This is a genomic window from Streptomyces sp. PsTaAH-137 (genome assembly GCF_003259365.1).
Lineage (GTDB): Bacteria > Actinomycetota > Actinomycetes > Streptomycetales > Streptomycetaceae > Streptomyces.
This window is the reverse complement of record NZ_QLLY01000002.1, coordinates 19,399-32,921: the sequence shown is the minus strand read 5'-3', so window position 1 is coordinate 32,921 and position 13,523 is coordinate 19,399. Positions and strand designations below refer to the sequence as shown.

Below are 13,523 nucleotides of genomic sequence, written 5' to 3'. Positions count from 1 at the left end.
CGTCAGCCTCCGATGTGCGCGCCGATGAAGCGGGCGTACGCGGCCTCGCCGAGGGCGTTGGGGTGCAGCGGCGCCGCCGGGGCCGTCGGCACGAAACCCTCCACCCACTTGGTGCCGACCGCGCGGCAGGCGTCGTGGCCCGCGCTCGGGGTGCGCACGTCCACGTACTCGGCGCCGTGCGCGGCGGACTGCGCGGAGATCACCGAGTTGAGGTGGTCGACGCTGCCCTGGAGCCAGTCGGCGTCCTTGCCGAGAACCGGGACGATCGGCCAGCAGCCGCCCTTCTTGATGTAGTCGCCGTAGCCGGTGACCAGCACCCGGGCCTGCGGGGAGCGCTGGTGGACGGTGTCGAGGACGGCCGCCAGCTTCGGGCCGAACGCCTCGATCTTCTGCGAGACCTTGTCGACGCCGTCGACGACGAACTTCTTCTGGCAGCTGTCCGCCGTCGGGTCGAGTTGCATACAGTCCTGCGCGACACCGACGAGCCCGGCGTCGTTGCCGCCGATGGTGAGCGTGACCAGGGTGGTGTCGGCGCTGAGCGCGTCGAACTGGGGCGCCGCCGTCCCCATGTCCACCCCGAGCAGCGACAGCTTCTGCGGGTTGGCCATGTCGTCGGTGTCCGCGCCGGAACAGGTCACGTCGCGGAAGGTCGTCACCTTCAGCTGGTCGGCCAGCAGGTGCGCGTAGTTGCGGGTGGAGCGGCCGCAGGCCAGTGGGCCCGTGATCGGCGGCACCAGCGGGCCCGACGCCATCGAGTCGCCGAGCGCCACGTACACCTGGGGCGCGGCGGCCTCGGCCTGCGCGGTGCCCGCGCCGAGCGTCGCCAGGGCGGCCACCGCGACCAGCGCGGCTCCCAGACCTCTGCGGGTCTTCGCGGATCTGCTCGAACGTCCCTTGCTGCGCGAAGAGTTCACGGTGCGGCTCCCTGAATCTCACGGTGGGGCATGGATGGGGTCGCCGCACATGATGCAGACTCGTGGGGCAGCGCTTAACTGGTCGGTAACGCAGACTTACCGGGGGAAAGTTGTGACGCGTGACAAGACCGGGGCCATGGGCCCACTGATCGTCGCGGGCGTCCCGGCCGCCGCGCGGCTGCGGGCCCGCGTCCCCGCGCTCACCCGGCGGGTCGTGACCCGGCTGCGCAGCGAACTCCCCGTCTACGCCGAGCTGCCCGGCGAGGAGATCGCCGGGGACATCGCCGACATCGTCCAGTACACGCTGCGGCTCCTCGCCGACGTCATCGAGCACCGCAGGCCCGCCACCGACGCCGAACTCGCCCAGCAGCGCGACTCCGCGGCCCAGCGCGCCGAGGAGGGCGTCCCGCTGGACGCGATCCTCACCGCCTACCAGATCGGTACGGCGATGTGCTGGGCCGAACTGTCGCAGGACGCCCGCCCCGCCGAACTGCCCGACCTCAAAGAGGCCGTCGACCGGATCATGGTGCTCCAGCAGCAGGTGACCTCCGCCGTCAGCCGCGCCTACCTCCAGACCCGCGCCATCCTCGACAGCCAGGAGCACGGCGGCCGGCACGCCCTGCTGGCCGCGCTGCTCGCCGGTGAGCCCGACGAGCGGCCCGGCGTCCAGCGGCCCGCCGCCCTCTACGCCGCGCTGACCCTGCGCCTGGGCACCCACCCCGACGAGACGCTGCCGGGCCCCGGCGCGGGCGTCGCCGCCCGCCGCAAGATCCGCCGGGTCCGCGCCACCCTCGACGCGTTCGGCGCGGGCACCGGCGAACCCGCCCTGACCTCGCTCGACAGCTCCGGCGGCACCGCGCTGCTGCCGCTCGCCGAGGCGCCGCCCTGGCCCGGGCTGTGCGCCCTGACCGACGCGGCGGCGGACGCGGCCGGGGTCCCGGTGACCGCCGCCGCGGCCGTCGTCGAGCCCGCCGGGGTGGCCGCCGCCGTCGCCGAGAACACCGAGATCGTCGACCTGGTGGAGCGCACCGGCCGCGGCCCGGGCCTGTACCGGCTCGCCGACGTCCTCCTCGACTACCAGCTCAGCCGCCCCAGCGTCGCCCTCGAAGGGCTCGCCCGGCTCCTGCAACCCCTCGACAGCAAGCCCGAGTTGCTGCACACCCTGGAGACGTATCTGCGGCACGGCCTGGACCGGCGCGGCTGCGCCGCCGCCCTGCACATCCACCCCAACACCGTGGACTACCGCATCCGCCGCATCGCCCGCCTGACCGGACTGTCGCCCGGCCGGCCCGCCGATCTCCAGCATCTGACGGCGGCGCTGGTGGCACGGCGTGCACGTACGTTGAGTCCATGACCAGGCTCGACGAGGGAGACGGTGTGGCGGACCTGCTGGAGACGATCGCGGGCGACCAGGGGTGCGCCGACTGGCTCGCCGCGCTGGACGACCCCCGGATACCCCGCCTCGCGGCGGCCCTGCCGTCCGACCTGGACCTCCCCGACGTCCTGCTCGATCTGGCCGTCCCGCACGAGGACATTGCCCAACTGCTCGCCCTGCACAGCGAGATGACGGCCTCCGCCGAACTGGCCGAACTGCTCGCGCGGGCCGTCAGCGGGCTGCTGTGGCGGCTCGGTGAACCGGGGGAGGGGACGGGCCTGCCGGACGTCCCGGCCGCGGCGGGCGCGCTCGGCCGCTGCTTCGCCGTGTTCGTCTTCGTGGCCGCGCTGCCGTACGTGCGCGCCCTGCACCGCGAGCACGGCGTCCCCGACGACGTCTCCCGGCACACGCTCGCCGATCTCGGCCGCAATCTCGCCGTGCACCGCCGCCGGTTCGGCACGACCGGACTGCTCGTGCCGTGGTGGCCGACCCGGCACTTCCGCGGCGAGCTCTACCAGTTGGGGCGGCTTCAGTTCGAGCGGCATCGGCTCGGGAAGCGGACGGGCGCTGCGGTCGCGGCCGCCGGGGTCGGCGCGGGCCCCGGCGATCCGTGCCTGAGCGTCCACATCCCCGACTTCCGCGGCCCCTTCACCCCGCGCGCCTGCGACGACTCGATCGCCCGCGCCCGGGACTTCTTCGCCCGGCACTTCCCCCGGGAACCCGCGCGGGCCGCCGTCTGCCACTCCTGGCTCCTGGACGGGCAACTGCGGCAGTACCTGCCGGCCGACTCCAACATCGTCCGCTTCCAGGAGCGGTTCACCCTTCTCCCCGCGCGGCCCGGCACCGCGCCCGAGCCCTCGGACGACACCCCGGTCGCCTTCGTCTTCGGCGGCACCGAGACCCCGCGCGCCGAGCTGCCCCGCCGCACGAGCCTTCAGCGCGCCGTGCTCGGCCACCTCGACGCGGGCGGCCACTGGTACCCCGGGAGCGGCTGGTTCGCGCTGTGAGGAACCGCCGGTGCGGGCCGGGCGTTCCCTGTGCATGAGCCTTGAGACGCGTACGGGATACGAGGGGACGGGACCGGGCGCCATCACGCCCGACGGCTGCGCGGTGGAGCTCTATTCCAGACTGCCTGTCGAGGACGAGCCGGACATCGTCGCGGGCGCCGTACCCGCGGGCGCCCGCGTGCTCGAACTGGGCTGCGGCGTCGGCAGAGTGACGCACGCGCTGATCGAGCGCGGCTTCGAGGTCACGGCGGTGGACGAGTCGCCGGAAATGCTGGAGCGGGTCCGCGGCGCCCGCACGGTCCGCTCCACCATCGAGGGCCTGGACCTCGGCGGGGAGAGGTTCGACGTCGTGCTGCTCGCCTCGCTCCTGGTCAACACCGGGGACGCGGCGGTCCGGCGCGGCATGCTCGACACGGTCCGGCGGCACGTCGCCGACGACGGCTGCGTGCTGATCCAGCGGGTCCGCGACGGCGCGTACGAGGACCTGCCGCGCGAGCGCCACTTCGCGGAGACCGGGTTGACCATCCGCATGGTGTCGTCGGAGCCGATCGGCGGCGGGGTGCGCTCGGCGAAGGTGGAGTACCTGTTCCCGGACGCCGAGTGGACCCAGACGTACCGGGTGCTGCCGATGACCTTGGAGGAGTTCGAACAGGCCCTGGCGGAAGCCGGCTTGAAGGTGGACCGCTGTCTCACCGACGACCGGGTGTGGGTCCGGGCGGTGCCCGCCTGACCGAGGGCGCCGGGGGCGATGAGTTCCGGGCGCGGCCCCGGTCTTCATGGGTGACAGCGACCGGCTCCCGGCCGCTCGCCCGTACCGCTCAGGAGACCGCCATGACGCACCTCGCCGCCGCCCCGACCGCCGCTCCCGTCCGCTCGCGCCGCGCCCGGATCGCGCTCACCACGACCACGGTCGTGCTCGCCGCGTTCTTCGCCGTCGCGAGTGCCCTGCCCAAGCTCTTCGCGGCCTCCGCCGCGGTCGAGTCCTTCGACACGATCGGCTGGGGCGCCACCGGCATGTACGTCATCGGCGCGCTCGAACTCGCGGGTGCCGTCGCGCTGTTGGTGCCCGTCCTGTCGGGCGTGGCGCCGATCGCGCTGAGCGCCCTGATGGTCGGCGCGTGCGTCACCCAGATCGTCGCCTTCGACGGGGAGAACGCGGCGACGCCGCTGATCCTGATGGTGCCCCTCGGCGTCCTTGCGTGGGCGCGGCGGGAGAAGAACCGGGAGCTGGTGGCGCTGGTGCGCCGTGTCCTCTGACGAGCCGCAGCAGCGCAGAACCGGGGTCCACCGTGCGTGGGCCCCGGTTCGCTGCTGCTGCGGCCGAGCCGCGCCGGGGTGCAGCGCGGCTCGACCACCGCTCAGTGCTGCTCCGGACCGGTTTCCTCGCCCGGGCCCTGGCCGAAGACGCCGCGCAGCCGTTCCAGTTCGCGGCGGTCGCGCTTGGTGGGGCGGCCCGTGCCGCGGTCGCGGATGCCGACCGGGGCCACGACCTCGCGCGGGGGAGGCGGCGGGCTGTTGTCGACGTACGCCTCGACGGCGACCGGCGCCCCGACCCGCTTGCGGAGCAGCCGCTTCACCACGACCACCCGCTCCCGCTGACCGGGCTGGCGCAGCCGCACCTCGTCGCCGACGCGCAGCGCGTAGGCGGGCTTCGCACTCGTCCCGTTGACCTTGACGTGCCCGCCCCGGCAGGCCGAGGCGCCCGCCGAGCGCGTCTTGACCAGCCGCACGGACCAGATCCAGCTGTCGACGCGCACGCTCTCGCCGCCGGGCGACCCCGGTTCCTTCGGTTCCTTCGGGGCCTCCGGCGTCTGCGGTGTCTTCGCTGCCATGCGTCGACCTTAATGCGGTTGCCGCCCCCGTCGGCGAGCCACGGACGAACCGCCCCGCCCTCACCCGGATAATCCGGACGAACCACGCATACAACACAGTGAGGGGCGTGTACGTCATGGCAGATCCGCAGGACCCCCAGGACCCCCGGGCAGCGGCCGACCGGCTGATGGACGGGCTGCGGGCCGACCTGGAGCGGCTCGCAGCCATCCCGTCGATCGCCTTCCCGGGCTTCCCGGCCGAACCGGTCCGGGAGGCCCACGACCTCCTCGTCGGCCTGCTCCGCGACGCCGGTGTCGAGCACATCGAGACCATCGAGCTGCCCGACACCGCCCCGGTGATCTTCGGCGAGATCCCGCCGCCGACCCCGGACGCGCCGACCGTCCTGCTCTACTCGCACTACGACGTCCAGCCGCCCGGCGACGAGAGCCTGTGGGAGTCCCCGCCGTTCGAGCCCACCCCGGTCCGGGAGGGCGGCGAGGAGGGCCTGCGCGCCCGCGGCATCGCCGACGACAAGTCGAACGTCATCGCGCACCTCGGAATGCTCCGCGCCTTCGGCGGCCGCCCGCCGGTCGGCGTCAAGATCGTCTTCGAGGGGCAGGAGGAGTACGGCAGCCCCTTCGACACGTACCCGCCCACCGACCCGGAGCGGTTCGCCTGCGACGCCATGGTCATCGCCGACCTCGGCAACGTCCGCCCCGGCACCCCCACCCTCACCACCGGCCTGCGCGGCGCGGCCGAGGTGATCGTCGAGGCCCGCACGCTGAAGGAGCCGCGCCACAGCGGCGAGTTCGGCGGCGCGGCCCCCGACGCGCTGCTCGTCCTGCTCAAGGCCCTCGCCACCCTGCACGACGTGCACGGCGACGTCGCCGTCGAGGGCCTGCGCCGCGACGAGTGGACCGGCGCCGGGTTCACCGAGGACGAGTTCCGCGATCTCGCCGGCGTCGAGGCGGACCTCCCGCTGCTCGGCAGCGGCACCCTCGGCGAGCGCCTGTGGAGCGGCCCCGCGATCACGGTCATCGGCATCGACGCGCCCAGCGTGGACCACGCCGCGTCCGCCGTGGTCCCGTACGCCCGTGCCAAGCTCAACCTCCGCTTCCACCCCCAGCAGGACCCGAACGAGGCCCAGGCCGCGCTGGCCGACCACCTCGGCGGGCTCAAGCCGTTCGGCGTCCCGCTCACCGTCACCCCCGGCGACACCGGACCCGGCTACGAGGCGGCCACCGAAGGACCCGCCTACCGCGCCGCCCGCGCAGCGCTCGCCACGGCCTGGGGCACCGAAGCCTCGTACATCGCGACGGGCGGCTCCATCCCGCTGGTCAACGGGCTCGCCCAGGCCGCCCCGCAGGCCGAGGTGCTGCTCTTCGGCGCCCAGGACAACCAGTGCAATCTGCACGCCCCGAACGAGCGCGTCCTCCTCTCCGAACTGCGCAACACGGTCGTCGCGATGTGCGCGTTCGTCACCGGGTACGCGGCGGACTTCACCCGTGAGGGCCGCGCATGAGCACCGAGACGGCCCCGCCGCCGGAGACCTCACAGCCGGACAAGAAGCGGAAGTTCACCTTCCCCAGCGCCCTCACCGTGCTCGCCGTCGTCACGATCGCGGTCTGGCTGCTGGCCTTCCTGATCCCCTCGGGCCAGTACGACCGCAACGACGCGGGCGCCCCGGTCGAGGGCACCTACCACCGCGTCCCCTCCGGCCAGTCCTTCGTCGACCGCCTCAACGATCTCTTCCTCTCCCCGGTCAACGGCCTCTACGGCATCCAGGACGCCAAGACCTCGCTCGTCGGCCCGGACAACTCCGGTGATCTGTACGGCAGCGCCGGAGTCTTCCTGTTCGTGCTGGCCATCGGCGCGTTCATCACCGTCGTCTTCGCGACCGGCGCCCTGGACCGCGGCATCGGGCTGCTCGCCCACCGGCTGCGCTCGCGCGGGGCGCTGCTCATCGCCGGTGTCATGGTGGTCTTCTCGGTGCTCGGCACCGTCGAGGGCTTCGCCGAGGAGACCCTCGGGTTCTACGGCCTGATCGTGCCGCTGATGCTCGCCCTCGGCTACGACCGGATGACGGCCGTCGGCGCGATCATCCTCGGCGCCGGGGTCGGCGTGCTGTGCTCCACGGTCAACCCGTTCGCGACCGGCGTCGCCTCGTCGGCCGCCGACATCTCCCTCGGCGACGGCATCGTGCTCCGCTTCGTGATGTGGGTGGTGCTCACCGCGGTGACGGTCGCCTACGTCATCCGGTACGCGCGGCGCGTCCAGAAGAACCCCGAGCGCTCGCTCTCCGGGTTCCTGCCGGGGGACCGCGAGACCTCGGCCGCCGCCGAGGCCGAGGTGCCCGAGCTGACCCGGCTGCACCAGGCCGTCCTCGTCGTCACGGCCCTCGTCTTCGCCTTCATGATCTTCTCCGTCGTGCCCTGGGCGAGCGCCCTGACCGGCGACGCCGACGCGACCCCGTACGGATTCGAGCTCGGCTGGTCCTTCCCGCAGCTCGCCGCGCTGTTCCTGTGCGCGGCCGTGCTCGTCGGGCTCGTCGCGCGGATGGGGGAGCAGAAGATCAGCTCCACGATCATCCAGGGCGCAGCCGACTTCGTCTCGCCCGCGCTGGTCATCCTGCTGGCCCGCGGCGTCACCGTGATCATGAACAACTCGAAGATCACCGACACCGTCCTGCACGCCATCGAGGGCGTCGTGAAGGGCACCTCGTCCGGCATCTTCGCGATCATCGTCTTCGTCGTGAACCTGCCGCTGGCCTTCCTCATCCCGTCCACGTCCGGGCACGCCACCCTCGCCATGCCGATCCTCGCCCCGCTCGCCGACTTCGCCGGCGTCTCGCGCGCCGTCGTCGTCACCGCCTGGGAGGCGGCCAGCGGCTGGATGAACCTGTGGGTGCCGACCACCGCCGTCACCATCGGCGGTGTGGCCCTCGCCAAGGTCGGCTACGACCGCTATCTGCGCTTCGTATGGCCGCTGCTCGCCCTCCTCTTCATCCTGATCTGCGCGTTCGTGGCGCTGGGAGCCGCGTTCACGTAGGCCTATCGTCGGATGCATGAACGACGCCCTGGGGGAGCTCGACGCGCGGATCACCCACTGCCGGGCCTGCCCCCGGCTCGTCGCCTGGCGCGAGGAGGTCGCCCGCGAGAAGCGGGCGGCCTTCGCCGACGAGACGTACTGGGGCAGGCCGGTCCCCGGATTCGGCCCGCCCGACGCGTCGCTGCTCATCGTGGGCCTGGCACCGGCCGCGCACGGCGCCAACCGCACCGGCCGGATGTTCACCGGCGACCGCTCCGGAGACGTCCTCTACCAGGCCCTGTACGACCTCGGGCTCGCCTCACGGCCGGACGCGGTCGCCGCCGACGACGGCCTGACCCTGCACGGCGTCCGCATCACGTCCCCCGTGCACTGCGCCCCGCCCGCCAACAAGCCCACCCCGGCCGAGCGCGACACCTGCCGTCCCTGGCTGGTGCGCGAGCTGGAACTGCTGCGGCCCGCCCTGCGCGCCGTCGTCGTGCTCGGCGCGTTCGGCTGGCAGGCGGCGTGGCCCGCGTTCGCCTCGGCCGGCTGGAACCTGCCCCGGCCCCGCCCGGCTTTCGGCCACGGCGTCCGCGTCGACCTCGACGGGCTCGTTCTGTTCGGCTGCTTCCACGTCAGCCAGCGCAACACCTTCACGGGACGGCTCACGCCCGGGATGCTGCGGGAGGTGCTCGGCGGGGCCGCGGCCGCGGCGGGCCTTCCGGTGCGCCCGCCCGCCGACCCGCCCTCTGAGCCGCCCGCCGAGCCGTCCGTCACCGAACGGAGCAACAGATCAGGTGCGGACAGGTGACCCTTCCTAGCGTGAAAGGGTGACGCCAACGGAGACTCCGCAGCACCTCAAGCCCCCGGCCGCCGCCTACCGCAACCTGGTCGTGGCTACGGTGGGCTTCGCGCTCACCTTCTGGGCCTGGAACCTGATCGCGCCGCTCGCCGGCGTCTTCGGCTCGGACCTGGGCCTCAGCTCGTTTGCCCAGTCCTTCCTCGTCGCGGTGCCCGTGCTCGTCGGCTCGCTCGGCCGCATCCCGGTCGGCGCGCTCACCGACCGCTACGGCGCCAAGCTGCTGTTCCCGCTGATCTCGGCGCTCACCATCATCCCCGTGCTGCTGGTGATCCCGGCCCGGCACAACTTCCTCGCGATGATCGTCGTCGGCTTTCTGCTGGGCCTCGGCGGCACCACCTTCGCCATCGGCATCCCGCTGGTGAACTCCTGGTTCCCGCCCGCCCACCGCGGCCTCGCGCTCGGCATCTTCGGCATGGGCATGGGCGGCGTCGCCCTGTCCGGCTACTTCACGCCGCGCATGGCCAAGCACGGCGAGAACCTGCCGTTCATCGTCGTCGCCATCGCCCTGGCCGCGTACGCGATCCTGGCGGCCGCCCTGATCACCGACCACCCCGACCGCAAGATCCCCACGACCTCCCTCGGCAAGCGGCTCGGCAGCGCCGGGAAGCTCCGCGTCACCTGGGAACTCTCCGCCCTCTACGCGATCGGCTTCGGCGGCATCGTCGCCTTCGGCGTGTACCTGCCGACGTACCTGAAGACCTGGTACGAACTCAGCCCCACCGACGCGGGCACCAAGGCCGCCGGCTTCGCCCTGGTCACCGTCATCTTCCGCCCGATCGGCGGCTGGCTCTCCGACCGCATCCACCCGGCGGTCGTCACCTCGTGCGCCCTCGCCGTCGTCGCCCTCTTTGCGATCATGCAGGCGTTCGACCCGCAGCTGAACCCGATGGGCACCATCTGCTTCCTGCTGATGGCAGCGGGCCTCGGCACCGCGAGCGGCTCCGTCTTCGCCCTGGTCTCCCAGGTCACCCCGCAGCCCCAGGTCGGCTCCGTCACCGGCATCGTCGGTGCGATGGGCGGCCTCGGCGGCTTCGTCCCGCCGCTGGTGATGGGCGCCATCTACAGCGCCAAGGACTCGTACTCCATCGGCTTCATGCTCCTGTCCGACCTGGCGCTCGCCGGGTGCGTGTACGCGTACGGGCGGATGCGGACCATCAAGGCGGAGTGACTCACGGCAGGTCCGGCGGCGTCTCCGCCTCGTCGAAGAGATGGCGCACGGTGGAGCGGTAGTTGGTCCGTACGTGGGCCAGTGCCACGGAGCGTGCCCGCTCCGCGTCCCCCGCTGCCACGGCCGCGTACAGCTCGTGGTGTTCGGCCAGTTGCTGCGGCCATTCCTCGTTGCGGCGGGTCAGCCAGCGCAGGCGGCCCGCGACCGGCTGCATGACGGTGACCAGGAGGGTGTTGCCGGCCAGGGCGAGCAGGTCGTCGTGGAAGCGGGAGTTGACGTCGGTCAGGGTCTCGGCGTCGTCCGCGCGGGTCGCCTCGGCGGCGCGGTCGAGGAGGAGGGCGAGCCGCGCGAGGTCGGCCTCCGTCGCCCGCTCGGCGGCGAGCCCGGCTGCGTAGACCTCCAACGCCTCCCGCAGTTGGAAGAGTTCGGTGACATCGGCGCGGGTGAGCGTGCGCACGACCGCGCGCCGGGGCGTCTCGAAGGTGACGAAGCCCTCGGTGACCAGCGCCCGTACGGCCTCGCGCACCGGCACCCGTGACACCCCGAACCGCTCGGCGAGCTCCCGCTCGACCAGCCGGTCGCCGGGCCGCAGCCGCCCCGCGACGATGTCCGCCCGCAACGCCCCCAGGACGCGCTCGCGCACCGCGCCCAGCGGTTCAGCCGTCGTCATGCGCCCATCCTCGCCGATTCGGGCCGGGGCGATTTACCGAGACGTAACTGCGCGGTTATTGCCGGGAGTTGCCGGGAGCGGGACCATGGCGGCGCTTTGGTATACCAAAGGGGTGTCCCAGGGCCCAGGACCCAGGAGGCTCCCATGTCCGTGGCCGAACCGGTGAAGACGTCCTCGTGGGGCGGCGGTGACTTCGTCCCCGACCCCCGTCTGGTCAACGAGGACCTGGCGCCCGCGGGCGACAAGGAACGCACCTGGAAGGTCTACGACCTCTTCGCCCTGTGGATGTCCGACGTCCACAACCTCGGCAACTACACCTTCGCGGCCGGCCTGTTGGTGCTCGGCCTCAACGCCTGGCAGATCTTCACGGCCCTGCTCATCGGCTTCGTCATCATCTACGCGGGCTGCAACGCGATGGGCCGCATAGGCCAGCGCCACGGCGTGCCGTTCCCGGTCGTCAGCCGGATCGGTTTCGGCGTCTGGGGCGCCAACATCCCGGCGCTGGTCCGGGCCGTGATCGCCATCATGTGGTACGGCATCCAGACCTATCTGGCGTCGGTCGCGGTGAACGTGATGGTGCTGGCGGCCTTCCCCGGCGTGGAGTCCTGGACCCGCCACTCGTTCCTCGGCCTGCACGCGCTGGGCTGGGCGTCCTTCCTGACGCTGTGGCTGGTGCAGTTCCTGATCATCACGCAGGGCATGGAGTCGGTCCGCAAGTTCCAGGACTTCTGCGGCCCGGCGATCTGGGTCGTGATGCTCGCTCTCGCGGTCTGGATCTGGGCGAAGGCGGGCTGGACGATCTCGCTCACCACCACTCCGCACCCGGTCTCGACGGGCGAGCAGTTCCGGCAGTGGTTCGGCGCGATCGGCCTGATCCTCGCGACGTACGGCACGCTCATGCTCAACTTCTGCGACTTCTCGCGCTTCGCCCCCGACTACACGACGGTCCGGCGCGGAAACTTCTGGGGCCTGCCCGTCAACTCCACCGCGTTCGTGGTCCTTTCGGTGGTCGTGACGGCGGGCAGCGTCGAGGTGTTCGGCGAGGCGATCACCGACCCGGCGATGCTGGTCGCCCGGATCGGCAACACCTGGGTCCTGATCTTCGGCGCGCTGACCTTCGCCATCGCCACCATGGGCGTGAACATCGTCGCCAACTTCGTCTCCCCGGCCTACGACTTGGCGAACGTCTGGCCGCAGAAGATCACGTTCAAGATCGGCGGAGCGATATCGACCGTGGCCGCGCTCGTGGTCACGCCGTGGAACCTGTACTCGAACCCGAACGTCGTGAACTACTTCCTCGGCGGCCTGGGCGCCTTCCTGGGCCCGCTGTTCGGCGTCATCATGCTCGACTACTTCTGGGTCAAGCGCGGCAGGATCGACACCGCCGCCCTCTTCGACGCGACGCCCGGCTCCCGCTACTACTACCGCCGGGGCGTGAACCCGAAGGCGCTCGCGGCCTTCGTCCCGTCGGCTGCGCTCGCCGTCGTCCTGGCCCTGGTGCCGTACTTCGACCAGGTCGCCGCGTACTCGTGGTTCATCGGAACCGCGGTGGCCGCCGGCCTGTACGGGCTGATCTGCCGCACCGAGCGGGCCGCCGCCTGACCCACGGCGCGGGGCGCGGCCGAACGAGTGCATTCGGGGGCAACCCGGCCCGTCGCGGGGCCCGTTGGGCCGGGCCCCCGACGATCATCCGGCCATGTTCACGTCTCCGCGCCCCGTCCTGGGCGCCCTGCTGGCCGCGTTCCTCACCCTGACCCCGGCGTCGGCCGCGCACCCCGCGGCGGGCCCGGCCGCCACCTTCTGGGTCGACCCGGACACCGCGGCGGCCCGTCAGGCGGCGGCCTACCGCGCCCAGGGCCGGCCGGCCGAGGCCCGGCTCATCGACCGCATCGCGACCCGCCCCCAGGCGACCTGGCTCAACGGCGCGAACCCCGGCCCGGCGGTCCGCTCCGTCACCCTGGCCGCGACCCGCACCGGCCGCACCCCGGTCCTGGTCGCCTACCACATCCCGCACCGCGACTGCGGCCTGCACTCGGCGGGCGGCGCCGGTGACGCGGCGGCCTACCGCGCGTACGTCAACTCCTTCGCCTCCGGCATCGGTTCACGCTCCGCGTACGTGATCGTCGAGCCCGACGCGGTGGCCTCGACGGTGGCGGGGTGCGCCGGCGCCGACACCAAGGAGCGGAACGGACTGCTGGCCTACGCGGTGAACCGGCTCTCGGCGCTGCCGCGCACCCGCGTGTACCTCGACGCGGGGAACGCGAGCTGGATCCCGGACGTGTGGCAGCTGGCGGCGGCGCTCCGTGCGGCGGGCGTGGGCAAGGCCGACGGAGTGGCGCTGAACGTATCCAACTACCGTACGAATGGGGAGAGTTCGGCCTACGGGCGCCGACTGCTGACGGCCCTCGGCGGTGGCAAGCGCCTCGTCGTCGACACCAGCCGGAACGGCAACGGCCCGTACAGCGGCACGGACGCGTGGTGCAACCCGCCCGGCCGCGCCCTGGGCGTCGCCCCGACCACGCGGACCGGTGACCCGCTGATCGACGCGTACCTCTGGGTGAAGCGGCCGGGGGAGTCGGACGGGACGTGCCGGGGCGGTCCGGTGGCGGGCGCCTGGTGGGCGGCCAAGGGGCTGGAGTTGGCTCGAAACGCGCGCGGCTGACGGAAACCACACTGTTTTGGGCAGTT

General features: G+C 72.6%; 13 protein-coding genes. 10 read left to right on the top strand and 3 right to left on the bottom strand.

The window, feature by feature from the left end:
* Positions 1-2 precede the first annotated feature (2 nt).
* A complete protein-coding gene (locus tag K377_RS03715) occupies positions 3-914 on the bottom strand; it encodes an SGNH/GDSL hydrolase family protein (protein WP_111661674.1) in 912 nt (303 codons plus the stop codon).
* A gap of 112 nt (positions 915-1,026) precedes the next feature.
* Here K377_RS03715 and K377_RS03710 point away from each other — a divergent pair, with 112 nt between their 5' ends.
* The 4 genes from K377_RS03710 to K377_RS03695 all read left to right on the top strand — a co-directional run bounded on the left by K377_RS03710 (position 1,027) and on the right by K377_RS03695 (position 4,553).
* Positions 1,027-2,268 carry a CdaR family transcriptional regulator gene (locus K377_RS03710; protein ID WP_375605901.1) on the top strand — a complete coding sequence of 414 codons (1,242 nt, stop codon included), beginning with the start codon at positions 1,027-1,029 and terminating at the stop codon, positions 2,266-2,268.
* Complete coding sequence (locus tag K377_RS03705; protein WP_161195037.1) at positions 2,265-3,296, top strand: acyltransferase domain-containing protein; 1,032 nt, start codon at positions 2,265-2,267, stop codon at positions 3,294-3,296. Before K377_RS03710 ends, K377_RS03705 begins: the two co-directional genes overlap by 4 nt.
* Before the next feature lie 34 nt (positions 3,297-3,330).
* The gene (locus K377_RS03700; RefSeq protein ID WP_111661673.1) at positions 3,331-4,026 is read left to right on the top strand and encodes a bifunctional 2-polyprenyl-6-hydroxyphenol methylase/3-demethylubiquinol 3-O-methyltransferase UbiG; all 696 of its coding nucleotides are present in this window, start codon (positions 3,331-3,333) and stop codon (positions 4,024-4,026) included.
* Positions 4,027-4,127: 101 nt separating this feature from the next.
* Positions 4,128-4,553 carry a DoxX family protein gene (locus K377_RS03695; RefSeq protein WP_111661672.1) on the top strand — a complete coding sequence of 142 codons (426 nt, stop codon included), beginning with the start codon at positions 4,128-4,130 and terminating at the stop codon, positions 4,551-4,553.
* 101 nt (positions 4,554-4,654) lie between these two features.
* Here the strand turns inward: K377_RS03695 and K377_RS03690 are convergent, their stop codons facing one another.
* Positions 4,655-5,128 (bottom strand): RNA-binding S4 domain-containing protein, encoded by a 474-nt coding sequence (locus K377_RS03690; RefSeq protein WP_111661671.1) that lies wholly within the window; start codon positions 5,126-5,128, stop codon positions 4,655-4,657.
* A gap of 116 nt (positions 5,129-5,244) precedes the next feature.
* Here K377_RS03690 and K377_RS03685 point away from each other — a divergent pair, with 116 nt between their 5' ends.
* From K377_RS03685 to K377_RS03670, 4 genes are read left to right on the top strand one after another with little or no spacing between them, the layout of a single operon-like run.
* Positions 5,245-6,630: a M20/M25/M40 family metallo-hydrolase gene (locus K377_RS03685; RefSeq protein WP_111662161.1), complete on the top strand. Its 1,386-nt coding sequence runs from the start codon at positions 5,245-5,247 to the stop codon at positions 6,628-6,630.
* Positions 6,627-8,156 carry a YfcC family protein gene (locus tag K377_RS03680; protein ID WP_111661670.1) on the top strand — a complete coding sequence of 510 codons (1,530 nt, stop codon included), beginning with the start codon at positions 6,627-6,629 and terminating at the stop codon, positions 8,154-8,156. Before K377_RS03685 ends, K377_RS03680 begins: the two co-directional genes overlap by 4 nt.
* A 16-nt stretch (positions 8,157-8,172) precedes the next feature.
* Positions 8,173-8,946, top strand: a complete 774-nt coding sequence (locus tag K377_RS03675; protein ID WP_111661669.1) for a uracil-DNA glycosylase — start codon at positions 8,173-8,175, stop codon at positions 8,944-8,946.
* A gap of 19 nt (positions 8,947-8,965) precedes the next feature.
* Entirely contained in the window at positions 8,966-10,165 is a 1,200-nt protein-coding gene (locus K377_RS03670) for a NarK/NasA family nitrate transporter (protein WP_111661668.1), read from the top strand.
* A gap of 1 nt (position 10,166) precedes the next feature.
* On the opposite strand, the gene K377_RS03665 is transcribed toward K377_RS03670, so the two are convergent.
* Positions 10,167-10,835 carry a GntR family transcriptional regulator gene (locus K377_RS03665; RefSeq protein ID WP_111661667.1) on the bottom strand — a complete coding sequence of 223 codons (669 nt, stop codon included), beginning with the start codon at positions 10,833-10,835 and terminating at the stop codon, positions 10,167-10,169.
* A 144-nt stretch (positions 10,836-10,979) separates the two neighbouring features.
* On the opposite strand from K377_RS03665, the gene K377_RS03660 reads away from it, so the two are divergent.
* Positions 10,980-12,437, top strand: coding sequence for an NCS1 family nucleobase:cation symporter-1 (locus tag K377_RS03660; protein WP_111661666.1), 1,458 nt, complete (start codon positions 10,980-10,982; stop codon positions 12,435-12,437).
* A 94-nt stretch (positions 12,438-12,531) separates the two neighbouring features.
* Positions 12,532-13,497, top strand: coding sequence for a glycoside hydrolase family 6 protein (locus tag K377_RS03655; RefSeq protein ID WP_111661665.1), 966 nt, complete (start codon positions 12,532-12,534; stop codon positions 13,495-13,497).
* The last annotated feature ends 26 nt before the right edge of the window (positions 13,498-13,523 follow it).